The organism is Wolbachia endosymbiont of Pentalonia nigronervosa (assembly GCF_014534705.1).
In the GTDB taxonomy this organism is placed as follows: Bacteria; Pseudomonadota; Alphaproteobacteria; order Rickettsiales; family Anaplasmataceae; genus Wolbachia.
In genome coordinates, this window is sequence record NZ_JACVWV010000013.1 from 1 (window position 1) to 26502 (window position 26502).

The 26502-nt window shown below is 33.8% G+C and carries 28 protein-coding genes, 2 tRNA genes and 1 pseudogene; 16 read left to right on the plus strand and 15 right to left on the minus strand.

Annotation, left to right across the window (positions count from 1 at the left end; genetic code table 11):
- Positions 1 to 200 precede the first annotated feature (200 nt).
- Both IC220_RS02460 and IC220_RS02465 read right to left on the minus strand, forming a co-directional pair.
- Positions 201 to 662, minus strand: a complete 462-nt coding sequence (locus IC220_RS02460) for an ankyrin repeat domain-containing protein (RefSeq protein WP_223158744.1) — start codon at positions 660 to 662, stop codon at positions 201 to 203.
- Positions 616 to 753: a hypothetical protein gene (locus tag IC220_RS02465; protein ID WP_188153013.1), complete on the minus strand. Its 138-nt coding sequence runs from the start codon at positions 751 to 753 to the stop codon at positions 616 to 618. Before IC220_RS02465 ends, IC220_RS02460 begins: the two co-directional genes overlap by 47 nt.
- Positions 754 to 926: 173 nt before the next feature.
- On the opposite strand from IC220_RS02465, the gene IC220_RS02470 reads away from it, so the two are divergent.
- Together IC220_RS02470 and IC220_RS02475 are read left to right on the plus strand one after the other, a co-directional pair.
- Complete coding sequence (locus IC220_RS02470) at positions 927 to 1115, plus strand: hypothetical protein (protein WP_188153014.1); 189 nt, start codon at positions 927 to 929, stop codon at positions 1113 to 1115.
- A gap of 172 nt (positions 1116 to 1287) precedes the next feature.
- Complete coding sequence (locus tag IC220_RS02475; RefSeq protein WP_188153015.1) at positions 1288 to 2442, plus strand: ATP-binding protein; 1155 nt, start codon at positions 1288 to 1290, stop codon at positions 2440 to 2442.
- Between the two features lie 77 nt (positions 2443 to 2519).
- On the opposite strand, the gene IC220_RS02480 is transcribed toward IC220_RS02475, so the two are convergent.
- Positions 2520 to 2732 (minus strand): hypothetical protein, encoded by a 213-nt coding sequence (locus IC220_RS02480; RefSeq protein ID WP_188153016.1) that lies wholly within the window; start codon positions 2730 to 2732, stop codon positions 2520 to 2522.
- Between the two features lie 274 nt (positions 2733 to 3006).
- Positions 3007 to 3083: transfer RNA gene (locus IC220_RS02485), tRNA-Asp, on the minus strand.
- Between the two features lie 176 nt (positions 3084 to 3259).
- Between IC220_RS02485 and rpsB the strand changes: the two genes are divergently transcribed.
- The 6 genes from rpsB to IC220_RS02515 are packed head-to-tail and all read left to right on the plus strand — an operon-like array spanning position 3260 to position 7583.
- Positions 3260 to 4102 (plus strand): 30S ribosomal protein S2, encoded by an 843-nt coding sequence (gene rpsB / locus IC220_RS02490; protein WP_188153017.1) that lies wholly within the window; start codon positions 3260 to 3262, stop codon positions 4100 to 4102.
- Complete coding sequence (tsf, locus tag IC220_RS02495) at positions 4099 to 4968, plus strand: translation elongation factor Ts (protein WP_188153018.1); 870 nt, start codon at positions 4099 to 4101, stop codon at positions 4966 to 4968. Before rpsB ends, tsf begins: the two co-directional genes overlap by 4 nt.
- A 5-nt stretch (positions 4969 to 4973) precedes the next feature.
- Positions 4974 to 5702 carry a UMP kinase gene (gene pyrH / locus IC220_RS02500; RefSeq protein ID WP_188153019.1) on the plus strand — a complete coding sequence of 243 codons (729 nt, stop codon included), beginning with the start codon at positions 4974 to 4976 and terminating at the stop codon, positions 5700 to 5702.
- 11 nt (positions 5703 to 5713) lie between these two features.
- On the plus strand, positions 5714 to 6271 hold the full coding sequence (gene frr, locus IC220_RS02505; RefSeq protein WP_188153020.1) for a ribosome recycling factor: 558 nt from the start codon (positions 5714 to 5716) through the stop codon (positions 6269 to 6271).
- Positions 6272 to 6967: a polyprenyl diphosphate synthase gene (gene uppS, locus IC220_RS02510; protein WP_188153021.1), complete on the plus strand. Its 696-nt coding sequence runs from the start codon at positions 6272 to 6274 to the stop codon at positions 6965 to 6967.
- The gene (locus IC220_RS02515) at positions 6957 to 7583 is read left to right on the plus strand and encodes a phosphatidate cytidylyltransferase (RefSeq protein WP_188153022.1); all 627 of its coding nucleotides are present in this window, start codon (positions 6957 to 6959) and stop codon (positions 7581 to 7583) included. Before uppS ends, IC220_RS02515 begins: the two co-directional genes overlap by 11 nt.
- Before the next feature lie 16 nt (positions 7584 to 7599).
- On the opposite strand, the gene IC220_RS02520 is transcribed toward IC220_RS02515, so the two are convergent.
- Both IC220_RS02520 and coaD read right to left on the minus strand, forming a co-directional pair.
- Entirely contained in the window at positions 7600 to 7824 is a 225-nt protein-coding gene (locus IC220_RS02520; RefSeq protein WP_188153023.1) for a zinc-finger domain-containing protein, read from the minus strand.
- 69 nt (positions 7825 to 7893) lie between these two features.
- A complete protein-coding gene (coaD, locus tag IC220_RS02525; RefSeq protein WP_188153024.1) occupies positions 7894 to 8373 on the minus strand; it encodes a pantetheine-phosphate adenylyltransferase in 480 nt (159 codons plus the stop codon).
- A 71-nt stretch (positions 8374 to 8444) separates the two neighbouring features.
- Here coaD and IC220_RS02530 point away from each other — a divergent pair.
- From IC220_RS02530 to IC220_RS02540, 3 genes are all read left to right on the plus strand, one after another.
- Positions 8445 to 8517, plus strand: a tRNA-Phe gene (locus IC220_RS02530).
- A gap of 75 nt (positions 8518 to 8592) precedes the next feature.
- Complete coding sequence (locus IC220_RS02535) at positions 8593 to 9552, plus strand: glutamine amidotransferase-related protein (protein ID WP_223158743.1); 960 nt, start codon at positions 8593 to 8595, stop codon at positions 9550 to 9552.
- Positions 9553 to 9606: 54 nt separating this feature from the next.
- Positions 9607 to 9747: a hypothetical protein gene (locus tag IC220_RS02540; protein WP_188153025.1), complete on the plus strand. Its 141-nt coding sequence runs from the start codon at positions 9607 to 9609 to the stop codon at positions 9745 to 9747.
- Here IC220_RS02540 and dapE read toward each other — a convergent pair.
- Positions 9736 to 10941, minus strand: a complete 1206-nt coding sequence (gene dapE, locus IC220_RS02545; RefSeq protein ID WP_188153026.1) for a succinyl-diaminopimelate desuccinylase — start codon at positions 10939 to 10941, stop codon at positions 9736 to 9738. The two genes, IC220_RS02540 and dapE, sit on opposite strands and share 12 nt — an antisense overlap.
- A gap of 34 nt (positions 10942 to 10975) precedes the next feature.
- Between dapE and IC220_RS02550 the strand changes: the two genes are divergently transcribed.
- The gene (locus tag IC220_RS02550) at positions 10976 to 12190 is read left to right on the plus strand and encodes an iron-containing alcohol dehydrogenase (protein WP_188153027.1); all 1215 of its coding nucleotides are present in this window, start codon (positions 10976 to 10978) and stop codon (positions 12188 to 12190) included.
- 11 nt (positions 12191 to 12201) lie between these two features.
- Here IC220_RS02550 and fabZ read toward each other — a convergent pair whose 3' ends face one another.
- The 4 genes from fabZ to rseP are packed head-to-tail and all read right to left on the minus strand — an operon-like array spanning position 12202 to position 16602.
- A complete protein-coding gene (gene fabZ / locus IC220_RS02555) occupies positions 12202 to 12645 on the minus strand; it encodes a 3-hydroxyacyl-ACP dehydratase FabZ (protein WP_188153028.1) in 444 nt (147 codons plus the stop codon).
- 4 nt (positions 12646 to 12649) lie between these two features.
- Positions 12650 to 13150: an OmpH/Skp family outer membrane protein gene (locus IC220_RS02560; RefSeq protein WP_410543324.1), complete on the minus strand. Its 501-nt coding sequence runs from the start codon at positions 13148 to 13150 to the stop codon at positions 12650 to 12652.
- Between the two features lie 54 nt (positions 13151 to 13204).
- Positions 13205 to 15481: an outer membrane protein assembly factor BamA gene (bamA, locus tag IC220_RS02565; protein ID WP_188153030.1), complete on the minus strand. Its 2277-nt coding sequence runs from the start codon at positions 15479 to 15481 to the stop codon at positions 13205 to 13207.
- Entirely contained in the window at positions 15478 to 16602 is a 1125-nt protein-coding gene (gene rseP / locus IC220_RS02570; RefSeq protein ID WP_188153031.1) for an RIP metalloprotease RseP, read from the minus strand. The genes bamA and rseP overlap by 4 nt, the downstream gene beginning before the upstream one ends.
- A gap of 98 nt (positions 16603 to 16700) precedes the next feature.
- Here rseP and IC220_RS02575 point away from each other — a divergent pair, with 98 nt between their 5' ends.
- A complete protein-coding gene (locus IC220_RS02575; RefSeq protein WP_188153032.1) occupies positions 16701 to 16961 on the plus strand; it encodes a succinate dehydrogenase assembly factor 2 in 261 nt (86 codons plus the stop codon).
- On the opposite strand, the gene IC220_RS02580 is transcribed toward IC220_RS02575, so the two are convergent.
- Genes IC220_RS02580 through IC220_RS02590 form a run of 3 tightly spaced genes read right to left on the minus strand, consistent with a single transcriptional unit; the run spans position 16927 to position 19220 of the window.
- Positions 16927 to 17262 carry a cell division protein ZapA gene (locus tag IC220_RS02580; protein WP_188153033.1) on the minus strand — a complete coding sequence of 112 codons (336 nt, stop codon included), beginning with the start codon at positions 17260 to 17262 and terminating at the stop codon, positions 16927 to 16929. The two genes, IC220_RS02575 and IC220_RS02580, sit on opposite strands and share 35 nt — an antisense overlap.
- A gap of 16 nt (positions 17263 to 17278) precedes the next feature.
- Complete coding sequence (locus IC220_RS02585; protein ID WP_188153034.1) at positions 17279 to 17551, minus strand: HU family DNA-binding protein; 273 nt, start codon at positions 17549 to 17551, stop codon at positions 17279 to 17281.
- A gap of 16 nt (positions 17552 to 17567) precedes the next feature.
- Positions 17568 to 19220, minus strand: coding sequence for a 30S ribosomal protein S1 (locus IC220_RS02590; RefSeq protein ID WP_188153035.1), 1653 nt, complete (start codon positions 19218 to 19220; stop codon positions 17568 to 17570).
- 100 nt (positions 19221 to 19320) lie between these two features.
- Here IC220_RS02590 and trmB point away from each other — a divergent pair, with 100 nt between their 5' ends.
- From trmB to IC220_RS08065, 3 genes are all read left to right on the plus strand, one after another.
- Positions 19321 to 19983: a tRNA (guanosine(46)-N7)-methyltransferase TrmB gene (gene trmB, locus IC220_RS02595; protein WP_188153036.1), complete on the plus strand. Its 663-nt coding sequence runs from the start codon at positions 19321 to 19323 to the stop codon at positions 19981 to 19983.
- Between the two features lie 37 nt (positions 19984 to 20020).
- Positions 20021 to 20890, plus strand: a complete 870-nt coding sequence (locus IC220_RS02600) for a SurA N-terminal domain-containing protein (RefSeq protein ID WP_188153037.1) — start codon at positions 20021 to 20023, stop codon at positions 20888 to 20890.
- A gap of 164 nt (positions 20891 to 21054) precedes the next feature.
- The gene (locus IC220_RS08065; RefSeq protein ID WP_188153038.1) at positions 21055 to 26007 is read left to right on the plus strand and encodes an ankyrin repeat domain-containing protein; all 4953 of its coding nucleotides are present in this window, start codon (positions 21055 to 21057) and stop codon (positions 26005 to 26007) included.
- Positions 26008 to 26339: 332 nt separating this feature from the next.
- Here IC220_RS08065 and IC220_RS02610 read toward each other — a convergent pair.
- Positions 26340 to 26502, minus strand: a pseudogene (locus IC220_RS02610) (IS256 family transposase); the annotation flags it as partial.

A 26502-nucleotide genomic window follows, 5' to 3' on the forward strand; every position in this document is an offset into this window, starting at 1 on the left:
CATTATATATCTTATTGCATTAATAATCGCTCTAATATCGTGTTTTCTTGGCCTTCCTATTGCCCCTTGTGCAACGTATGGCTCTAGTATTTCCCATTCTTTGTCACTTATGTCACTTGGATACATTTTTTTACCTCTTAATTCTACATTTGCTTTAGTATATTTATCTTTTCATTTCTTTTCAAGACATCTTCTTAGGTTTAATTTAATTGCTGGAATTTACAATTTTGAGTTGATGATATGAATTTTGAAAGAGGTCTATTGAGATTAGCCCCTTTTTCTACTAGATACTTAAGCACTTCTAGATTATCATAGTATGCAGCTTTATGTAGTGATGTTAAACTACCATTTTCAGTAGCTTTGAGATTAAATCCTTTTTCCATGAGGTATTTCACTATATCTACATTTCCTCCTGCGGCAGCTTCATGAAAAGGAGTCTCACCATACTCGATACCAATCTTGAAGTTAGCGCCCTTGTCTACAAGGTATTTTACTATCTCTAAAGAACGCCATCTAGCAGCTCTGTGCAAAGGAGTTAAACCAGATTTATTGATAGTTGTAACATCACATCCTTTCTCTTCTACAAGATACCTTACTTTCTCCAATTCACCTGATTCAGCAGCATAATGCAGTGGTGTATCGCCATCTAGCCTTACAGTCAGCTCCTTTTTCTACTAATTCTTTAACCCTATTAAGACTATATATTCCTGCAGCATAACGTAGATCTTCATTTAGTTCTCTGTTGGAGGTCATAATACTCCATCTTATTTAGCTCCTGATTTTACTTTATAAGCTTTGTATTGTCAATTTGTTGTTACTATAAATGTATAGTATAATAATAAAAATTTATCCTTATATTATGATACTTTCAAAGCTGCTTAATCCAAAAAATGACCTTTCCTTATTATTGGTCTGATCAGGAATTAATGGAATATAACCATGAAACTAAACGTCTCCGTGATGAATCTGTTATTTTACAACATAAAGTTCAGTCTGCTAAAATCGAAGTGGCAAAAAATCTTCTAAAGGTTGGCGTAGCAATTGATGTCATATCACAATCTACAGGGCTTGCTATTAATGAAATAGAAAGACTCAAAAAGGAGACTGTTATATAAAGTACCTTGAATTTAACAAGCTTGTGAAGTTAAGTAGCTAAAGCTAATAACTCAACTTGTAAATGGCAGGTCAACGTGTTGAAGTTTCTTTATGTTTCTGCTGGTACTAAATGCCCTTGTTATTCTTGATTTTTTGTAGTATACTGCATATTGAAATTATAAAATTCAATCTATGTACTTTCGCTCTATAACACCAGTTCTAGAAAGGTTTTCTAAGCTTTATCCTGTTTTAGGTATTACAGGACCAAGGCAGTCTGGAAAAACAACTACAGCAAAGATGTTATTTGGGCAGCTGCCGTATGTATCCTTAGAAAATATTGATATTCGTTTTCAAGCACAAAATGATCCTAGGGCTTTTCTGGCTAATTATCAAAAGGGTGCTATTTTTGATGAAGTGCAGCATGTACCTGATCTGTTGTCATATCTTCAAGAAATAGTTGATGATTCTCCTGTGAATGGTAGGTATATACTGACGGGCTCTCAAAATTTTGCCCTTAATCACCATGTTTCTCAATCTCTTTCAGGACGTATAGGTATGACAACACTATTGCCTTTAAGCTTATCTGAACTTGGCAAACCTACAGATATTACCTTAAATATTTTTAATGGTGGATATCCAGGATTACATCAGCGTAATATGCATCCTATTGATTTTTATCCTAGCTATATTCAAACTTATATTGAACGAGATGTTAGACAATTAAAAAATATTGAAAACATTGGCAGATTCCAAACTTTTCTCAAGCTTTGTGCGGGTAGAGTAGGTCAGATCATTAACCTATCATCTCTTGCTCAAGATTGTGGCATCTCTCATACAACTGTACGACAGTGGCTAAATATTTTAGAGGCTAGTTATCTAATATTTTTTCTTCAGCCATTTCATCAAAATTTTAATAAACGTTTAATCAAGATGCCAAAGTTATATTTTTATGACACTGGTCTTGTTTGTACACTCCTTGGCCTTGAAAAGGAAAGTCAATTGGAAACACATTATCTTAAAGGAGCCTTATTTGAAAATTTGATTATCTTAGAAATTGTGAAGAAACGTCTCAATCAAGGATTACCTACTAATCTATACTTTTGGCGTGATCGAACTGGCCATGAGGTAGACTTGCTAGCAGAGTGGGGTGGTAATATTCATGCTATTGAAATTAAGGCTGGTTCAACATTTCAGAGTGATTTTATAAAAAATGTACAGTATTTTTGTGAACTTTCTAAAGTAGCTAAGGGATACTTAATCTATACAGGTCAACAGAATGGATTGCATGCAAAAGTTAAACTTATACCGATAAAGGGAATAGAGGAAATGTTCTTTGAAGATCTTTAAGTACATCCGAGTATTCTACGGCGCACTTCTCTTCTTACCATAAACCAAGTTTCGAAAGAGGTCTATTATACTTCAACTTATTCTAGTTTATCTCGTTCAAGAAGTTCTAGATAAACCTCGAATCTATAAAGCTTATTACGCTTTTTATTATTTTTGTCTTCCACTAATACCTTAATTTCGACAAATTGTAGAATGAGATTATTTACTGTGTTATATGCTTTATCTAATCTTTTACTTAATTCTTTAATATTTATGATTGGAAGTTGAAAAAGTATGTTTAGCGCTTGCAATGCTATTTGAATTAAATATTTTTTTTAACAAAACCTACTTCTTTAGTGTAACAAAATTTTTAATTGTTTACTTATAGACTTTCTCAATAATGGGTAAAAATGTCCTACCCTTTTGAGAAAAATACGAAAAATTAATAAATTATGTTAAATAAAGGGGTATTTCAGGACAAGTAATTAGATACAAAATGCCGTACGTATACTGGGAAAAAGTTGGCCAATTGGGCGGGTTTTACAATTATGTAAAATATAATATAGATAAGTTCAAAAAGAAATATGGCGGGAGTGATGAGACTTGAACTCACGACCTCATGCGTGACAGGCATGCGCTCTAACCAACTGAGCTACACCCCCCTTAAAATGTCAATCTTAAAGTTAATAACTATACTGTGGTTTGTCAATATTTTTTGTTTGCTTCGCACTGCATTTTTCATTAGTATATAAGTAATTAACTTTGCACATGGCACATAAGCAAGTAGTCCCATTAAGGGTCATGCCATGGAGGATAAACTATTTGGAGGATTTTTAATATGGTAAATATACCTGAAGTTACTACACGTAATCTAGCTGAAGCTGGTGTGCACTTTGGTCACAAAACTAGCCGCTGGAATGCAAAGATGGCTCCGTATATATATGGAATACATCAAGAAAATCGTATACATATAATTGATCTGCGAACAACTCTTCCATTATTAAAGGCTGCTATGCAAGCCTTACATGATGTTGCATCTCGAGGCGGTCGAATATTGTTCGTTGGTACGAAATTTCAAGCTCTGGACATTATAGCAAGTGAAGCCATTCGTTGCGGTCAATATTATGTAAATTATCGTTGGTTGGGTGGCATGCTTACCAATTGGGGTACTGTGTCTTCCTCGATAAAAACCTTAATACAATATGAAAACATATTAAATGACGAGAACAGTACTTTAACAAAAAAAGAATTAGGAAATATCGATAAGAAAAGGCAAAAACTTGATAAGTCTCTAGGTGGTATTAGAGAAATGGGAGCAGTACCTGATATCTTATTTATTATTGACACTAATAAAGAACATATCGCTGTTAGAGAGGCAAAAAAGTTAGGTATTCCTTTAGTTGCAGTACTTGATACTAATTCTAATCCAGATAACATTACTTGCCCTATACCTGGAAATGATGATTCAAGAAAGTCGATAGAACTCTACTGCAAGCTTGCTGCTGATTCTATATTAGCTGGAATAGAGTCGAGTTTAGCACAATCTGGAGTTAAATTTGATGGTGTAAGTGATGGTGAGTTCATTCACGATAAACTAGAAAAGGAAGAGGTTGTTGTACAAACAAGAAAAAAACGTGGTAAGATTTATAAGGAAAACGAAGAAGGAGGTGACGACAAATGAAAATAGATATAAGTGACATAAAATCGTTACGTGATAGAACTGGTGCAGGTGTAAGTGACTGCAAAAAAGCACTGGAAGAATGTGATGGAGATATTGATAAGGCAGTTGAAAAATTACGTATTATAGGACTCGCTAAAGCTAGTAAAAAATCAGATAGAGTAGCTCTGGACGGTTTAATAGCTATGCATTTAACTGAAGATTACGGTGTATTGATTGAACTAAATTGTGAAACAGATTTTGTTGCACGCAATGAAAGATTTATGGAGTTGTTATCAAACTTAGCTTTGCTTGCTTGTAAAGAACGTTGTACTAGTATAGATGACTTATACAGTGTTAAGTATGAAGGGATTGGTACAGTACAGGAAGCTATCATGAACAGCAGTTCAGTTCTTGGTGAAAAATTGCAATTGAGTAGAGTCTGTTACGTAGAAGCTAAAAATGGAGTTGTTGCAGGTTATGTACATGGTTCCATATCTCACTTAGGTAAAGTTGGTGCTTTAGTTGTGCTAGAATCACCTGGAGATAAAGTAAAGTTACAGGAAGTAGGAAAACAAATAGCAATGCACGTAGTTGCTATGAATCCTGAGGCTTTATCCGTGAATGACTTAGATCAAGAAAAGTTAAACAATGAACGCTCCGTAATTGAGGAACAAGTAAAGAGTTTAAATAAACCTGAAGAAGTAATAAAAAAGATAATAGATGGTCGTATGGCTAAGTATTATGAAGAAGTTGTTTTATTAGAGCAAAAATTTATCAAGGACGATAAGATGAGTATCTCTAATTTTATAGAGTCAAGCGGTCTGAGTTTAAATTGTCCTATTAAATTATTTGATTATAAGTTACTTATTTTGGGTGGTGCAAGCTAAGCTTAATGGATAAAAAAAAGAAAGTGAAGTATTCCAGGGTGCTATTTAAAATTTCTGGTGAAGCTTTAATGGGATCAAAACAATTTGGTCATGACATGGAGACCATTAGCGAGTTGTCTAAAGGTATAGTTGAAGTTTGTAATCTTGGAGTTCAGGTTTGTATTGTTGTTGGTGGTGGCAATATTTTTCGTGGTGCATCTGCTTCTTTAAGTGGTTGCGAAAGAGCAAGTAGTGACTATATTGGAATGCTTGGAACTGCCATTAATGCTTTAATTTTACAAAATTTCTTAGAAAAAAACTCTATAGTTTCCAGAGTATTGTCTGCCATACCTATGACTACTATATGTGAACCTTACATAAGAAGAAAGGCTATTCGCCATTTGGAAAAAGGCAGAGTCGTAATTTTTGCAGCAGGAACTGGTAATCCATTTTTTACAACAGATACAGCTGCAGCTTTACGTGCTGTTGAAATGAATTGTAATGCTATCTTAAAAGGTACACAGGTAAGTGGTGTATATTCGGCTGATCCAAAACAAAATAAAGATGCTGTAATGTACGATAGACTCTCTTACACAGATCTATTAGCTCGTGATTTAAAGGTAATGGATGCATCTGCTATTTCACTTGCACGAGAAAACTCGATCCCTATTATAGTTTTTTCTTTGAAAGAAGAAAAAATGGCTAATATTATTATGGGTCAAGGAGTTTATACTATGGTTTCAGATTCTAAATAAAGGGGTGATTTATGTTAAATGAGATAAAAATTAAAACAAAAGACAGAATGTCAAAAACTATCCTATCTTTTCATGATGATATTAAAGGTGTGCGCACTGGCAGAGCTAGCGCATCATTACTCGATGGTGTGGTGGTGAATGTCTATGGAGGACACCAAAAGTTAAATCAAGTTGCTGGTGTATCAATTGTAGATACTAAGACCCTCTTAATAAAGGTTTGGGATGCAGGCACTGTCGGTGAAGTGAAAAATGCTATATTACATGCTAACCTAAACTTAAACCCTGCTGTTGAAGGCAGTACCATACGTATAGTTCTTCCAGATTTAACACAAGAAACGCGTGAAAAATTAGTGAAGTTATTGCATCAATTCGCTGAAAATGCACGCATTGCAATCAGAAATATACGCAGGGATATAATAGAAGAAATAGAAAAGATGAAGGATAATAAAGAAATTTCAGAAGATGATCTTCACAGTATTAAAAAAGAAGTACAAAATATCACTGACGACAATATCAAAAAGATAGATAGTGAATTATCTACCAAAGAAAAAGATATATTGCACCACTAAATGATAGATTCTCAGCATTTGCCAAAGCATCTAGCAATAATTATGGATGGCAATAGCAGATGGGCAATAAATCAAGGAAAAATGAAAATTGATGGTTATAGGAAAGGTAGTGAAGTTGCATATAATATCGCTAAATATTGTGCCACTCTTACTATACCATACCTAACTCTATATGCATTTTCTATGGAGAATTGGTTAAGGCCTAAGGATCAAACTGATGGTCTCTTTGATTTATTTTATTCTGTTTTAACAAATGAAGATAAGATTAATTTTATCTGCAACTGCAATATTAAATTAAATTTTATCGGTAATCTCGACTTACTACCCAACAGCATATTAGAACAAATGAGAAGAGTAGAAGAAATTACACGTAACAACAATGGTTTATTGCTTACTATCGCAATAAGTTATGGGGCAAAACAAGAAATTATACAAGCTATTAGTGTGCTCATGCAAAGTAATGTTAATTGTATATCAGAAGAGAAATTTGAAAAATTTCTCTATACTAAAGATCTTCCGCAATTGGATCTACTAATCCGCACTGGTGGTGAAAAAAGGTTGAGTAACTTTCTATTGTGGCAAGCTGCTTATGCTGAATTATATTTTTGTAATACTTTGTGGCCTAATTTTTCTTGCAAGCATCTAACAAAAGCACTACAAGAATATGTAAAAAGGGAGAGAAAATATGGTAGATAGTAATTTTATTATTAGGACGTTATCTGCAACAGTAATACTATTTATATTTTCCTCTGCAGTGTACTTCAGCGATTTATCGTTTTATTTGCTAATTTTTTCAATAGCAGTTTTATCTTCTTTTGAGTGGTATAATTTAACACGAGGAAATAAAATCTTATATGTTTTTGCATTATTATTAATTGCATTACCAAATGCTTCATTAATATATTTATATAATCTGCCGCAGGGAAAATACATTATAATATGGCTTATTTTAACTATTTGGGGAATTGACGTCACTGCTTACCTATTTGGTAAAAAGTTTGGTGGAGCAAAAATTTGCTCAGTTATTAGTCCTGGTAAAACCTGGTCAGGACTTGCTGGAGCAATCCTGGCTGGTATAGTGTTCACAATTCTTGGATCGTTGTTTCTCAGATTATTTCCCATTCTTTATTCTCCCATAATGGGAATTATACTTGCCATTGTCTCTCAATTAGGAGATTTTACTGAATCACTTATAAAGAGAGCTTATGGTGTTAAAGACAGTAGCAGCATTATACCAGGTCATGGAGGTATTCTTGATCGTATGGACAGTTTCATTTTTACTGCTCCACTTGTTGCAATTTATATATGTTAAAGCCAACTATAAAAAATTAGCACTCCTCTTCATCAACGAGTACTATCTCCTTATCCTCATTACTAGTATGCGCTTCTACAGTGCAATCATAAATGAATACCCTACCACAGTAAGGACAAGCTATATTCTCTTCATAATCTCCCATATCTAAATATATCTTAGGGTGACTGTAACTTCCGTCACCGTCACCTTCATCACCATGACAACAAACTTGTTTATCGTTAACTTTTACTTCTAGCATGTTGCTCCTTTTTATTACAACACTTTATTATAATATATCCCATTGAGGATTAAAAAACAATAGACACTTCTATATAAGCTTATCAAGCTCATTTTTTACACCTTGTGATACAAATTTACTCACATCCCCCTTCAGCCTTGCGATTTCTTTCACAAGACTTGATGAGACAAATTGAGTATCTTCAGAAGCAGGAAGAAAAATAGTTTCTATTTCAGGAAGAAGTTTATAATTTACCCAACTCATCTGAAACTCATAATCAAAATCTGATACTGCCCTTAAGCCTCTAATAATAAAAGAAGCATCCTGATCTTTTGCAAAATTTATTAATAATCCATTAAAGGACACAACACCGGCATTAATTTTTAATTCATTAATTTCATTTTCAACCATTTTTGTGCGTAATTTAACATCGAAAGTAGAATTTTTATGTGTACTTTCTGCAACTCCAATAATTAATTTATCAACTAACTTACAAGCTCTTTTTATTATGTCAACATGACCGAAAGTAATAGGATCAAATGTTCCTGGATAAATTCCTATTTTTTGCATTTTTTATGTTAATTTCAAAACTTTTAATAGACATAGTAACATTTTTTATTTAAATATAGAAGTATACAATTGGCCTGATAGCTCAGTTGGTAGAGCAAAGGACTGAAAATCCTTGTGTCGCTGGTTCGATTCCTGCTCAGGCCACTTTACTTCTCAACAAGTTTATTTTTTGTAGATAGTATATCGTAATGTTAATATATTGCATTAATGAAATTTTACATGATTTATACTTATAAGTATTGTCATAAAATATTTAAATTACTATTAATAATCTTGCTATTTAATAGTGGCTTTATTTATGCACATTCTCCTACAAATGATACACATACAAAAAGTAGTAATATTATTGTTGGGTTGCTTAAAGCAGAGGAAGAAACATATGCATCTCAAGACATCTATGAGATGTTTAATAACTTTAAAGTTAAAACTGTACTGATTGATTATAACAAATTAATTAACCTAGAAAAAATTAATGAAGAATCTCTTCACTTTGCAAAACAAGATACAAAACTGGCACAAAAGCTAACGTTAAATCAAATAAAAACTGAAATTGAAAAATTTATCAAAGAGCAAAACATCAACAGAATCTTCATTCCTGATAACTTACATTCAGGACCTCTTTCCCCTAATTCTTATTATCAGCTTGTAACTGAAGCAATTGTACAAATAGTAGACGATAATCCTTCAATCCATCTACTTAGTATATGTAGTGGTTTGCAGGGTATTATGAATGCACAAGTAGTTGAGATCGTGCATTTTTCTGATGATGAAAAACAACATAAATCTCACTTAAACAATCCACAACAAGAGGATGTAACGCTTCAACAAATAAAAATTGTACCAAACAGTCGCTTGGCAGAAATAGTATCTAAGTTTTTAATGCCGGATGAAAACGGATGGTTCTCAACATATTTTCCTGATACTCATGTAGAAGCAGTAAATAACAGTCTTGAAAATAGAATAAAATTAGAATCACTAGGATATAAAGTCGTAGGGTTTTCAAATGATGGAATGATAACAGCCATTGAAGATAGACATAGCAATATTCATTTTCAAAGCCATCCGGAAGCTCTTATTTTAAAATCAGATAAAAACTTTTATTTAGAAAAACCACAAGAGCTTAAAAAATCAATATTAGTGGCAATTTCAATAGTACATGACTTCCTTTATCGTAAATAATTGCCATCATATCAAGTTTTGAGAGATCTAATAGACCTCTTGCAAAACCAATTTATGACGAGAAACGTTTTAGGAGAAACGCAGGCGAGCACCGCAGAATACTTAGATGTATTTGAGGAGCGTAGACAAGTTTTGACAACAAAATTGCCGTCAGAAATAGGCTTTGCAAGAGGTCTAATGTCTTTAGACGGTTAACAATGGACCACCAGTATTACCTACTATATTAATCTCACTTATTATTTTGTTATCAGAAAAAAAGTAATTTTTTATAAATTCCTTATATATAGCTGTTAATTTATATATGTCCTCAATTAATACGCATTCATTTATCTGATGTGCAGTTTTATTAACCATGCCAAACTCAATAACTGGACAAACTCCCTTGATAAATGCAGCATCTGATGTACCACCACTCGTGCTGAGCATAGCGTCAATGTTGGTAACTTTGCTTATTGCATCAAGCATAATATCAGTGTTTCGGTCAGGAGTAGATAAAAATACATCTCTGCTGTTATGCATGGAAAGTCGATAATCTTTTGTAATACTAGAACACACACTATCAATTAGCATATATAAACCATCAGGCGTTTGTGCATTACTATACCGAACATTAAAACATGCAGTTACTGAGCCTGGTATTAAATTATCAGTATTATTTCCAACATCTACTGTGGTAATTTCACAATTTGATGGTTGAAAATACTTATTACCATGATCAAAAGTAATATCCTTTATTTTGTTTAGTATAGCTATAATTTTATATATTGGATTATCTGCTAAATCTGGATAAGCAACATGCCCTTGCTTTCCATAACAAATTAATTTAAATGTTGCAGATCCCCTTCTACCTATTTTTATAGTGTCTCCTAGCTTTTCACTACTAGTTGGCTCAGCAACTATACAATAATCTATCTTTTTCTGTTTACTTTCCATCCATTTCAAAACTGCTTTTGTTCCACACTCCTCTGTACTCTCTTCAGCGCTAGTAATTAATACACTAACTGAGCAGTTAAATTGAAATTTTTCTGCTATTAAATTTACCATAGCAGCAATAAATGCTGCCACTCCACTTTTCATATCACATGCACCCCTCCCATATAATATTCCATTTCTCACTTCCGGCTTAAATGGGTTTGAAGTCCAATCTTTCAACTGGCCTGGTGGCACCACATCAACATGTCCAGCAAAGCATAAGTTCGGTATTCCATTTATATATTTTGCATAGAGATTTTTTACCTTATATTTATCATTACCAAACTCCAAAATTTTACAATCAAAACCACTTTTTTTAAGAATTGTTGATATATATTCTATTGCGCCGCCATCTTTGGGTGTTATACTCTCAAAAGAAATTAACTTCTTAGTTATCTCTACAGGTTCAATTTTCATACTAACCTTGAAATATATACATTGTAAGTATTTTATGTATCATTTAAAGAAAATATTGCATCAAAACAAACAAATTTTTTTTAAAGAAATAATAGTAGAGTATAATCTTGCAGGCAACATCTATGAAATCTGTCAGCAATATTCAAATAATATTTTTTTAGTTGCGGATAAAAATACAGAAAAACTTTTAAATAAAAGTGTGCTCAGTAAAATTCCTAACTTCATTATTCCCAGTAATTCTATTGCCTCTCTTGACATTGTAGAGTTAATACAAAATAAAACAAAAAACAAAGAGTTAATAGTCGCATTCGGTAGCGGCACTGTGAACGATATCTGTAAATATGCAAGTTATCTCGAAGGCAAAGATTATATATTATTTCCAACGGCTGCTTCTATGAATGGATATACTTCTACAAATGCTTCAATATTAGCAAATGGGCAAAAAAAGTCATTCAACACGCATCTTGCAAAAGCCATATACATTGATATCAATATATTTATCAATTCACCATTACGCTTAACATTAAGTGGCTTTGCAGATTTCATTTGTCGTTCAACAACTCAGGCTGACTGGTTGTTGTCTCACCTATTGTTCGGTACGGAATACAACTCTCTACCCTTTACATTCTCACACGATATAGAGAAAATTTTACTCGAAGAATATATGGGTTTAGCTAAAAAAAGTACGGAGACCATATTGTTGTTAATGGAGGCTTTATTGATTTCGGGGATAGGGATGGTAATTGTAGGAGGTAGCCATTCTGCAAGCCAGGGAGAACACATGATAGCTCACGCAATGGAAATGGTGACAAGAGATTACTCTTCACTTCATGGCGAGAAAGTTGCTGTTGCAACTATTACTATGGCTAATTTACAGGAAAAAATATTGTCTATACAGAATCCAATTGTAAAACCATCTCCTGTAAGTATGGAGCATATCACAGAGTGCTTCGGTAATCTTATATCTTCAAGTAATAAATTTGCAGAAATTCTAGAGCAAAAGCAATCTATGCAACAGAGTATTGATAAAATTATTCATGAAAAGTGGGAAGATATTTCTCATACAGTCAAGAAAATTTTATTACCTGCTCAAAGCCTGCAGAAAATTTTTGCAGAATTATCAATTCCACATTTACCAGAGCATTTAGGTTGGAATAATGAGCAATACTATAAAATAGTGAATCTCGCATTTGCTACAAGAAATAGATTTACCTTTCTTGATCTGGCTAATTGCATGAAAATCATGTAAAAAATAAAGTTCTATTTTGTACTCTGCAGCATAGCTAAAATTGTTGCTTCTGCAACCTTTTCTTCACCAACGTATGCAGCGCATTCAAATTTACATGCCTTCAAACGCGTACTTTTAACACTGACTTGAAGAATAAGTGTATCCCCTGGAGTAACTGGCTTTCTAAACTTTGCACCTTCGATGGACATGAAATAAACCACTGTATTTTTTAGTACATCTGGACTTTCTTTACTAAGAACGCACACTGCAGCTGCTTGAGCAAGAGATTCAATAATCAAAACACCTGGCATTACTGGATGTCCAGGAAAATGACCAATAAAAAATGGCTCATTAAATGTTACATTCTTCACTGCTTTTATGCTTTTACCAGGATCACATTCTGTCACTTTATCCACCAACAAAAATGGATAAGAGTGCGGTAATATTTTTATAATATCACCGATATTAAGTTGCATAAACTTACTTTACAACGAATTTTGGCATAGCTTTATTGACATTTTTCAATACCTGATCAGATAAATCCACTCTGTCTTTTGAATATAAAATTAGGTTTTTACTTGAAACAAATAATACCAAATCTACTTTTTCACTTTCTGCTATTTTCTTGGCTACTTCTTTGATTTTGTTAAAAATACTATCCACTGAATTTTTATAACTCTCTTCCAAATCAGATCCCTTCTTAGCATAGTCATCTCTAGCTTGTGCAGCATATTTACTAAACTGCTCTGCCTTTTCTTTTTTAGCTTCTTCTGATAAAAGATCAAATTCTTCCTGCGATGGTTTGACTTTTTCTAGCTCTTTTTCAAATTCTTGTTGTAACTTATCATTCTGCTCTCTTATCTGCTGCTGCACGTCTTGCAAGGCAAGAGAACCATTAATCACCTTATCACTATCAACAATTGCTACTGTATGATGATGAGATGAACCATATTTTGAACGATCATACGTCATATATGCCATAATAATGGCAAAAAGTATACAAATACCTGAAAAGAACAAATGTAAATGTTTCATTTAAACTCCTGCTTCTATAGAAAATTTAATACAATGTAACTTATCATAGTCTTCCCACACTAGTGGAAAACCAAAATCCAACCTAAGCCTACCAAAAGGAGACGGCATTGAAAATCCAAAACCAACTGACACCCTTAAAAGTTTATCATCTGGATACATGTCATTACACCTATTATTTGCACAGTCTACATCGAAAAGTGTTGCACAGTCAATAAATAACGAACCCTTGATACCAGCTTGATCATACAACTTTGGTAATGGAAAATCTACTTGTTGTGTGGCATTAAAGTAAAATTTACCTCCTAATGACTTTTCACTACCTCTACTTCTTGGACCAATACCGGTAAGATCAAATCCTCTGACTTCATTACCACCTTTAAAAAAATGTTGATCGGCACCTAAACTTCTATCAGTATATGAAAAAATATAACCCGTTGCCATTTTAAGACGCAATATTATGTCATCATCAAATCTCTTCAATATAGGACGAGCAAAAAAGGATAAAAATTCAGACTTTAAGAAATGTACATTTCCTCCAAGCCCTGAGACATCTTGACTAAGACGTAGTAAGTATCCATCTCTGGGAAAGTATAGATTATCTAATTTATTATATGCTAACGTATAACCCACTGCTGAAATTATGTTTTCATCTTTAATTGTGTCTTGACCTTCGCCTTGAGACACATTGTTGTATTTAAAAAAGTAGCGAAGGGAATTGCTTAAATTCTCTATAACTTTATACGATACTTTTGTTGAAAATCCATAATTTTCACTACTGAAATTAGTATTTGGATTTCGTTGTGTTTCATAAAACAAACCAGCACCTAACGACGTATCAGAGTCATTAAAATTGTTCTCAATAATTTCTATATCAGCTAAGAACGAGTACTGACTTTTCTCTAATGAAAAGGAAATCTCCTTACCACTACCAAACAAATTTGGCTCTTTTATATCGGTTTTAAAAAATGCCCCACCAGGAAAAGACATTCCCCCTGCTAGAGAAACTGTACCGGTTCCTTTTTCCTTTACATTTATGTTAAGGTCAACAGCATTGTCGTTAATTGTGTAATTGCTTATTTTTACTGATGAGAAAAAGTCGCTACCAAGTAGCTTTCTACGTGACTTCTGAATTTCTAATATATTGTACGCATCACCCTCTGCTATGCTTAACTTACTTCTAATAACTTCGTCTGAGGTGCGGTTATTACCATCAATTGTAATGTGATTTATGTAAATCTTTTTACCTGGAAATATTTTATAGGTTACATCTACAACATCGTCATGTTGTGTGTACTCCGGATTAACTTTTGCAAATACATAACCCTTTTCATTCAGATACTTATTTATTTTTTCTACTGTGTTGTTAATTTTGATTCTATTAAATACCTGATTGCTTTCCTCTGTAATAAATTTCAAGATCTCTTTTTCAAGGCGTAATTCATTTTCGATACTAATTGTATTATTTCCAAATAAATACTGCCGCCCCTCATCAATTAAAAAGGTTAGATGTACTTGGTGGGTATTATCAACCTCAATAATTGGCTGGATATTATTATTAATATATCCTTTAGATGAATAAAAACGGTCAAGTAGTTCTGTATTAACTAATAAGTACTGAGGAGAGTAATTATTTATACCCTTAAAAAGAGCCTTAAATAACTTATTAAATATATTATTATCGTGTATTTTAATAACTTGTCTTAATTCATCTTCAGAAAAATTCTTGTTGCCTGTAAATCTTACACTCTTAACTTTAGAAGTTTTACCTTCTTTTATTTTAAAAATTAGATTTACCCTATTACTGTCAAGTGTAGCCAATTCATATTCAACTTTAGCGCCAATCTTGCCATTATTTCTGTAGGCCGTGATTAAATTCATCAAATCACTTTGTAATTTTGCCTCAGTAAAAATGTTTAGCGGCTTAGACTGAATTACATTAGCAAACAACTCCTTGTCACTAAATAATCTATTACCTCGTAATGTTATTCTGTTAATTAGCGGATTTTCCTGAACTTTTATTATTAAATTTCTTTCTTCATCAATATAAGCATTCACATTGGCAAATAATTTTGTTTTATATAAGTCCTTTATAACTAAATCTACATCATTATCATCCACATAATCACCGGCTTTTAACTTCATGTAAAAATCTATTGTCTGATTGCTTACTCGCTCATTACCAATAATTTTAATATCTCTAACTTCTACTTTACTTTCAAGTGCAGCAAGCAACACAGGAATAAAAACTATTAATAATATATAAAATAGTTTTCTCATGCCTTATTAAAAATAATATATTTGATGTCATTATAAATTGTAAATGCCATTAGTGAAAACAATATACAAGCTCCCAAAGTAGCTGCATATTTTTGATACTTTAAACTTAAATCTCTACGTATAACCGCTTCTACAATATATTGAAACAAGTGCCCACCATCTAATAATGGGATCGGCAGTAAATTAACTACAGCCAAGCTAGCTGAAATCATGGCCATAAAGTACAAAATCGCAGTCATTCCTCTCTTAGCTGATTGACCTGAATACTTTGCAATTTTTATTGGTCCACTCATTTCACTTACGCTACGTTTTCCAACTATCATTTGCACTATAGCTTTTACTGTTAAGTGCATAGTATGGTAAGTTTCACTTATTGATAAGTTTACAGCCCCAAAAAAAGATGGTTTCTTCAATCCACCCATATTCGAAACAATCCCTATACTTTCTTTTTCTATTACGTTACCAAACACATCATAGCCTTTAACTGTTAAGGGCATTAACGTCACTTTATGTTTTTCACTATTTCGTTCATATTCAATTGCCATTTCTGTTTTAGGGTTTGATATCACTATACGTGAAATATCTTCAAAGTGTATTATTTTTTGATTATTGACTTGTATGATAGTATCACCCGGCAATAAACCGACCTTTTCAGCTGCACTGTCTTTTATGACATTCCCAATAACTGGAGGTGTGTGATAATAACCTTCTATATAAAAAAACATCGTCAAAGCCATTACAGTAAATATAATATTTGCAAAAGGCCCTGCAAAAACTACTGCTGCTTTTTGGTATCGCGGCTTTATATGAAATGAGTATAACTTTTCTTCATCAGTTAACTCTTGTTGCTTAGAAGGGATACTTGCTTCATTTGCATCCCCTAACATTTTAACATAACCACCAAGAGGAATAGCACTTAACTTCCACTTAGTGCCAGATTTATCATTAAAGCTAAAAATTTCAGGACCAAAGCCTATAGAAAATGCCTCAACCTTCACTTTACAAATCTTAGCAACAATATAGTGACCATATTCATGGACAAAAACTATAATAGAGATTATCAGGGAAAATGACAAAAGGTAATATGCTGTATCACCAACAAAACTAAAAACTGTACCCACTGTATATTTAAATCTTAATTAAATATTAATTATATTAGAGCATACATTGCTTGACAAGTGTTTAATTTAGCCTTTAAATTAAAAAAATTTTGATATGTATGGTAGGCAGCCTTTTGTTAAGGAAAAAATTAATGTATAGAAGTTGGCACAGAGGTTGTAAAGAAACCGATATTCTTTTAGGATATTTTGCATCAAAATACCTCAATACATTTTCTTTATACGAGCTGATAGAGTACGAAAAAATAGTTGATCTTGATGATCATGAGTTATACTGCTATATAACTAACAAAAAAGATCTCCCTTCCAACTTAGACGAGAGAATATTTAGTTTGATTGTTTCTTTGCGTGTTCAAGATTAGTTATAATTTTATTTACTCTATTTAACATCTCAGTATACTCCATTTTCTTTTGATTCCTATATTCTGTATATTCTTGATTTATTTTATCCAGCTGTTTTGTTAATTCTTGAATTTGATCTTCAAGTGTCAGAGCTGCAAGTAAAAAATTCAATGAATCTGAACCTTTACCTCCGGTCTTTTGAGATATAGAATTAACTAATTTATTGAAACGATTAACCAAATATAGCAAATGATCTTTCTTTTCACTCTCACAGGAAATCTTATACTTATTGTTACGTATAGTGATTTCTATTGTCTTCATTCTAGCACTTCAACCTCTATTCATTCACTAAGTTAGATAGACTTTGACTACTACGAAAGTATACTTTAAAGTACTTATTCTTTTTTAACTTACTTGATATAGAACTATTTACTACACTATAGCTCCTAATTGAAAAAGAAGCAAATCCCCTAAACTCAATCCTATCATGATTTCTTAGTGTTTCTGAAAGCATTGCAAAGAATTTATCAACCACTGCTATAACTAGCACTTTGTCTAAAAAAGAATACTTCTCCACAATTTTTTTTATTATATCAGACTTCGTTGCCATGGCAAAAACACATCTTTCACTTAGCAGACAATATTATTTTATATTCTTCAGTACCTAACACTTTAGCTTCTATTTTTTCCGATATAGAGAACTTTTTACCCTCTGGCAGATTTTCTTGTTCTATTAACATAAATACATCATTTTCAGCTTCAACAATTATTCCATTGTCTTCCTTTTTATTTACAGTAACTTGTATTTTATCACCTACTTTGACTTTTTTTATTAATTCTTCAAGGGGATCATGCTCTATTTGCTTTACACCAAGATAAATTTTTGCTCGGTTCACATTAGCTCTTATTATTTTTGCTTCTATCTGATCACCTACATTGTACTTCTTAATTTCATCTGAGCTGTGCTTAGACCAACTTAAATCCCTTGCATATATTGTTCCTTCCACGCCTTCACTTGCTTCAAGGTTATCAAAAGTGATAGATAGATATGAACCAGTATTATTTTTCACTTTACCAGAAACAACAGAGCCAATAGGGTATTTATTGATCATCACTTGCCAAGGGTTATCTGTACACTCTTTCATACTCAAGCTCATTCTATTTTTTGTAATATCAATGCCTAGAATTTTGACATGTACCTCTTGTCCCCTTGTTACAAGACTACTTACTGGTAAACTACTCCTAATCCAAGTGATCTCTGATGAGTGAACTAAACCTTCAACTCCAGGCTCAAGTTCAACAAATAACCCATAATCTTCTATACTTGTTACATGACCCTTATACACGCTACCAATCGAATATTTTGATTCCACATCCTTCCAAGGATTATCTTCTAATTGTTTCACGCCCAAAGAAACCTTAGCACCCTCTCTATCGATTTTTATAATTTTAACTTTAATGTTCTGTCCGCATGTGAAAACTGCTGATGGATGACTCACTCTAGTCCAAGATATATCCGTAATATGTAATAAACCATCTATAACCCCTGCTTCATCTGACTCGTGGATACCAACAAACACGCCATAATTGGTAATGCTTTTTATCTTTCCTTCTATTACGTCACCTTCACTTAAAGACTCTAAAAACTTAATTTTTCCGCCAGCATGTGATTTCTCTAATACCAATTTTCTTGATACTACAATATTGCCTTGCTTCTTATCCATTTTAAGAATAATGAACTTTTGGTCAGTATCAATCAGATGATTAGCATCTTTTACTTGCTTCAAATCCACATGACTCAGTGGTAAAAAAGCACTAAGCCCATCACCTAGATCAACAATAAAACCACACTTGATTGAGCGTTTTATCACTCCATCCACTTCAGACTTTGTAGCCATATCTGATTCTAAATTATTCCACTTCTCATCTTTAATTGCCTTTTCACGACTGAGAACAACATTACCATTATAGTCTTCAATTCTTTCTACGTATGCCTTGATTTTGGAGCCTATTGCAATTTCATCGCCACTAGCAAGTTCCTTTATAAGAATTCTTCCATCAGATTTCAAGCCAATATCAACTACAATATCATTAGTGTTTATTCTTGTAATCGTACCTTCAACAACACAACCTTCTTTTATCTTGTTAACAAAGGAATCTCCAAATAAACCATCGTCATTACCTTCAAATAAATCTTGATTTATATCTTCTATAAATTTATTGGATGATAATTTTTTAATAATAAACGGCAGATTGACAGAAAGATTGTTGTTATTCATTTAATTTTATATTTGTTAGAATTCATATATTATATAACATTAGAGACTAGTGACAAGTGATTTCTCAAACATAACTTAGAATTTATAGTAATAATATTATATGCACGCTATTGAAAACAAAAAATGGATTAAGTCATTTTCTAGAAGGTCTAGGCTAAACTCTAGTACTAATCAAGCATTTGAGCAATATTCTATACAAAGCAGTCAAGAGTACATAGAAAAAATCATAAATTCACACAAAAGAATATGGGTAGAAATAGGTTTCGGCAGCGGTGAAAATATGCTTCACCAAGCTAAAAATGAAACTGAAGTGTTACTTATAGGATGTGAGCCTTATTTAAAGGGGGTTTCCAATTTGTTAATGGATGTAAAAAAGCATGACATAACAAATATTCTAATATGGGTTGAAGATGCAAGAAAACTGCTTATCAATTTTCCTGATAACAGTATTGAAAGATTTTTCATCTTATTTCCAGATCCGTGGCCAAAACGAAGCCATCATAAGAGACGTTTGATTAACATAGAATTTTTAAATTTACTAACAAAAAAAATGTTAAAAACAGGGGAGATACTAATAGCAACTGATCATCAAGATTATGCAAAATGGATAATATCACATATAGAACAATGCCATTGCCTGATGTTCACAGAAACGGATTTTTCCAATTGTCCTATTACCAAATATCACAAAAAAGCACTCAAATATCAACATGAAGTAAGATTCTTTAAAGTAAGGTTTACTAGACCTCTAGCATTGACTTAGTATTTATTATACAATCAACCATTAACTAAACAGTTTTATGCATAGAATACTGATTTTACTATTGGTAATATTGCCACTTAAGTTATTTGCCACTGATATTGAAATTATTGCTGATGTAAATGGCGAGCCAATTTCAAATCTAGATGTTGAAAAACGCATTAAGTTAATCACTTCATTGTTTGGCAATCAAAATATCAACCCAAGAGAAGTGAGGTCTCAAATATTGCAACAACTAGTAGATGAAATTATTATTACTAATGAGTCGCATAGGTTAAATATAAAGCTCAGCGATGAAGAAATAAACAATTCCGTTGTATCATTTTTCACTCAGAATTTTGAACTCAAGGCGGAAGAAGTCAGTCAATACACAAAAAAGCATGATATAGACCTTAAAGGGTTGACCAAACAAATAAAATATCAATTATTATGGAATAAAATTATTGAAGCTAGAATTGTTCCATTTATCCATGGAGTAAGTGATGAAGAAGTAGATAATGCTAGAAGGCAAGAAGTACTGAATAGTACTTTAAGTTTAAAACAGATCATAGTCAAAGATTCAGATGGTGCACTAGAAAATCTCAAAAAGCAAAAAGCTAATTGTTCAAATTTTAATAAATTAACAAATGATCTAAAACTACCAAGCATAAAAGAATTTAAAATAAAAATGAGAGACTTAAACCCTGAACTACAGGTTTTATTTAATAAGACAAACATAAATGAAATAGTAGAAATTAAGGAAGGCAGCACTGCAAGACTGATCATGTTATGCAACATCGAAAGTGATAAAATTGATATAGAAGCAATTAAACAGGGAATATACCAACAAAAAATCATGAAACAAAGCTCTATGCTATTTGATGAAATACGTAAAAATGCAATTGTCAATTACCATAAGAATTTTAAATAAGGGAAGAAAAAACTAGAAATTCAGTTGCGGATTAAGCAAAAGAGAAGAAATTCTATTTCCTTACATCATTAATATAATCAACCAATAAGTTAGTACAGCTAGTTAATAAATTGTCATTAATTGTATTGTATTACATACGCTTTAGAAATTAAGAGGAAGAAAGAATGACAGCAAGCGATAGTACTGTGACGATTTGTAGCGTGGATAAATTTTTACAGTATGCAAGTGACGGAAATTTAGAAAAAGTAAAAGAATGTATAAACAAGGGAATTGATGTCAATTCTCAGGATTTTTTTGGTGTTACTGCACTTCATAAAGCTGCAAAACGGAACGAGACTGCAGAATCCCGCATGACTGATGCACAGAAGGTGGTTACAGAACAGAACAAGTTAAAGGTAGTAACAGAGCTTATAAATGAGGGGGCTACGGTTGATCTTCAGGAGAGTACTGGTGATACTCCACTTCATGTGGCTGCCAAAAATAATTACTTAACAATAGTAGCAAAGCTTATAGAAAAGGGAGCTAAGGTTAATTCCCCGGATAGAAATGGAGAAACTCCACTGCATCAATCTGCATCAGAAGGTCATGTAGATGTAGTAGCAAAGCTTATAGATAGTGGAGCTATGATTGATCTTAAGGATAAGTCTGGTGACACTCCACTTCATAGCGCTGCCAGAAATGGTCGTTCATGGACGGTAGCAAAGCTTATAGAAAAGCTTATAGAAAAGGGAGCTACGGTTGATTGTCAAAATGATAATGGTAAAACTCCTCTGTATCACGCTGCAATAAATGATCATTTAAGTGTAATGAATCAGCTTATAAAAGAAGGAGCAAATGTTAATTTTCAGAATGGCAATGGCGAAACTTTGCTACATAAGGCTGCCAGCAGTGGTATGTCACACGCAGTAACAAATCTTATAACAAAGGGAGCTAGGATTGATTTGCCTGATAAATTTGGTAAAACTCCACTGTATCAAGCTGCACTTGAGAGTTACTCAGACATAGTAAACAAGCTTATAGAAAAAGGAGCTACGGTTGATTTTAAGAATGACAATGACGAAACTTTACTACATCAAGCTATCACAAATAATCATTTAAATGTAGTAGCAAGGCTTATAGGCAAGGGAGCAAATGTTAATCACCAGGATAAATCTAAAAAAACTCCGCTTCATAAAGCTGTAGAGCATAAGATGCCAGATGCAAAAGATAATTCTCAAGCTGCAAGAGAGGCACAATTACAAGCGTTAACAAAGCTGATAAGTGACAAATCCAAAATAGTAGCAAAACTTATAGAAAAAGGAGCAGATGTTACTTCTGTAGATAACTCTGGTGAAACACCACTTCATGTGGCTGCTAGATATGGTCACTCACAGACAGCAGCAAAGCTTATAGCAGAAGGAAAAAAGAAAGATATAAATTATGTTAATTCCAAAGATAATTCTGGTGAAACTCCGCTTCATAAAGCTGCAGAATCTAATAGGGAAACTACAGAACAGCATAAATTAAATGTAGTAAGAGCACTTATAGCAGAAAAAGAAACAGAGGAGGAAAAGAAAAATTATGTTAATTTCCAAGATAAGACTCAAAATAAGGAAGGTGAAGCTCCGCTTCATAAAGCTGCTTATGCAGGTTACAAAAGTATAGCAGAAGAGCTCATAAAGAATAAAGCTGATGTCACTGTTCAGGATGGTAAGAAGGAAACTCCGCTTCATGAAGCTACTAAAGTGGGTGCCATAGACGTAGTAAGGGAACTTATAGAGGAGAAGGCAACAAAATTTAAAGAGGAAAAAATAATAGAACTTAACACGGATAATACAAAACCAGAAGAAGTACAGAAATTAGATAAATTAGTAGAGGAAGACAGGGTAAAGTATGTTAATTCTAAAGATGTAGATGGTAGAACTCCGCTTCATAATGCTGCCGAGTTAGGTTACATTCCTGTAGTGAACGCGCTCCTGAGCAATGGAGCTGATGTTACACTTAAAGATAATGGTAATAACATTCCACTTCATGACGCTGCCAGAGGAGGTCATTTCAGAGCAGCAGAAGCGCTTTTGGCAAAAGCATCTGATCCTCATTCAAAGAATACTGACGGTCGCACTCCACTGTATGAAGCAATAAAGTTTGTAAATGATACTTTACCAGAGAGAGTAAAAGAAGCTCTTAAGGAAGATCTTGAGTTTAGAGCAAGCCTAAAAGGAGATACGGGTCCACCAGGCCCAAAGGGTGAAAAAGGTGATACGGGTTCACGTGGCCAGAGAGGTACAAACGGGATAGATGGTGCACCAGGTAAAGATGGTAAAGATGGTAAAAATGGTACAAACGGCACAAATGGTATAGATGGTAAAGATGCAACTCCAGAAGAGGTCGCTAACAAATTGAAGACAGACAGTATGTTTAAAGACAGCATAAAAGGAGATCCTGGTCCAAAGGGTCCAACAGGTCCAGTAGGTCCAACAGGTCCAAGTGGTGGAAGAGGTCAAGATGGTGCACCTGGTCCAGCAGGTAAAGATGGTAAAAATGGTAAAGATGGTGCGCCTGGTACGGCAGGTCTAAGAGGCCCAAGAGGTCCAGCAGGTCAAGATGCAAATCCAGAAGAGGTTGCAACCAGATTAAAGAGCGAAGGTGCTTTCCAGCAAGGTGTTGCAACTAATTTACAGGGCAATGGTACTTTTCAACAAGGTATTGCAACAAAATTGCAGAGCAATACTGCTTTTCAAGGAGGTGTTACAGGTAAATTCAAGGATGGTGGAGAACTTCAAAAAGCTATTGCAGACAATGTTACAATTAATTTGCAGGATAATAGTAATTTTCACAAAGGTGTTGCGGATAAATTGCAGGAAAACAATGAATTTAAAACAAGCATAAAAGGAGATCCTGGTCCACAGGGTCCAACAGGTCAGACAGGTAAACAGGGTATACCAGGTTCAAGAGGTGAAAGAGGTCCAGCAGGTCAAAATGCAAATCCTACAGAAGTTGCTAATGCGTTAATCAGTGGTACATCGAAAGACGTTATTGTTAGCAGTGTTGCAACCAGATTAAAGAGCGAAGGTGCTTTCCAACAAGGTGTTGCAACCAATTTACAGGGCAATGGTACTTTTCAACAAAGTGTTGCTGATAAATTGAAGACAGACAGTACGTTTAAAGACAGCATAAAAGGAGATCCTGGTCCAAAGGGTCCAACAGGTCCAGCAGGTCCACAAGGAAATCCTGGTAGAAATGGTACGAACGGCACAAATGGTGTAGATGGCATGCAAGGTCCAGAAGGTAGACCAGGTAAAGATGCAAATCCAGAAGAGGTCGCTAACAGATTAAAGAGCGAAGGTGCTTTCCAGCAAGGTGTTGCAACTAATTTACAGGGCAATGGTACTTTTCAACAAGGTATTGCAACAAAATTGCAGAGCAATACTGCTTTTCAAGGAGGTGTTACAGGTAAATTCAAGTATGGTGGAGAACTTCAAAAAGCTATTGCAGACAATGTTACAACCAGTTTAAAGGATGATGGTGATTTTCAAAAAGGTGTTGCAGATAAATTGCAGGACAATAATGAATTTAAAACAAGCATAAAAGGAGATCCTGGTATACAAGGTCCAGCAGGTAAAGATGCAAATCCAGAAGAGGTCGCTAACAGATTAAAGAGCGAAGGTGCTTTCCAACAAGGTGTTGCCAACAAGTTGAAGATCGATAATGCATTTAAAGCGAGCATAAAAGGAGATCCTGGTCCAAAGGGTGAAACAGGTCCGGTAGGCCCAGCAGGTCCAAACGGCACACCTGGTAAACAAGGTCCAAAGGGTGAAAAGGGTGATACAGGTGAAAATGGTAAACCAGGTTTACGGGGTTTTGAGGGTCAACGAGGATTTTTAGGTTTTGATGGTAGGGATGCAAACCCTACAGAGGTTGCTGACGCGTTGATCAAAGATGATAAATTAAAAAATGCTATTGTTAGCGGTGTTGCAAGTGATAAAACGTTGCAAGATAGTGTTGCCAGCAATACAACTTTGCAGGGTGGTGTTGCCAGCAATACAAATCTACAAGATAGTGTTGCCGGTACATTGAAAGTAGATAGTAATTTTCAAGGTGATATTGCAGATAAATTGAGGGTAGATGGTAATTTTCAAAGCAATGTTGTGGGTAAATTAAAAGACGATGCTAAATTTAAAGAAAGCTCAAAAGGAGAACCTGGTAAAGATGGTGCACCAGGTAAACAGGGTGAACCAGGTCCAGCAGGTCCAAGGGGTGAACCAGGTCTACAGGGTGAACCAGGTCCAGCAGGTAAACAGGGTGAACCAGGTCCAGCAGGTCCACAAGGTGAAACAGGTCCACAGGGTGAACCAGGCTTACCTAATAATAATGCAATGGAGCTTTTAGAGCTAGAATCTACTAGCGGGGTAGGAGACAACCATGATAGACATAAAAGAACCCTTAGTAGCTATCAAGCATCATCCGGTACGTTTCATATCATAAAAGGAGAAAATTATGGTGAAATCAGCAGTGCTAGGGTAGTAGATAATAAAGACACTGTTGTTGGAGATTTTGCAGATATTGGATACTTTTTTTACGATAATACGTTACATGTACGCAATCATATTACTGGTACTAGTATAAGAATACCGCAGGAATTCAACTTTTTAAGAGTTGCAGAAGATAGTGAGGGCACATTGAAGTTTGCATTATGTAATAGCCTAGGAAATTTGCTTTCTGAACATAAAAAATATGACCCAGAATACAGACAATTACCAAAATTCGTTGAAGTTACCCATGTATCTTTAGACAAAGGAGACATTGCCAACAAATATCACCGATATCATGATCACAACTGGAAGGCAATATTTCATCTTAAAGGAAACTCCTCAGGAGGAGCTGATGTGTGTGAGATTATGCAAGAAGGAAAAAAGGTTGGGCAACTCATAGATGAATTTATTCATTATAAAGGTGACGATCTTTGTTATAAAAATTATCATAATCCAATTCGTGAGTGTTGCTATGGAGAAGATTTATACATTAATTTTGGTAATAGTTTATCAATTCATGGAAATGGTAATGAAGATAATAATGAAATAATCAATCTAGAACAAAGTTTAGAGCGTCTAGATAATTCATGGAACTTTTTGTTTTGAAAATCCTAGGTGTACAGATGTAAAGTTATAAGACCTCCAGAAAGGAATCAAAAAGCACAGAGATTATAATGCATCACATACAAAAAAACTGGGTAAGGTCAGTTCATTGATGCAACTTTTGGTAAACCGCCGATGCAATCACGGGGAACGATATAGTACGTTACCGGATCTATATTAGGAATCACATCTGGATTAGAATTGTTCATATTTGGAGCACTACTAGTTTCTTTAGACATATCTGGTAATAATGATCTTAAGTATTTTGCACAGTCATCCGGAGTGCAAACAAACTTCATAAGGGAGTGTTAAATAAACTGTGTCAAACCACATTTTTAGCTCAACTCAATTTTCAATCTTCCAGGAAAGAAAATGTCAAGCTGAGATATGGCTACTGCCCAATCATGCACAGGCATCGTCCATTTTTCCTCTGCCTTCTTTATAGCACAATATACCAACTTATACAAGGCATTTATGCTGGTAAATGAGCCCTTGGTC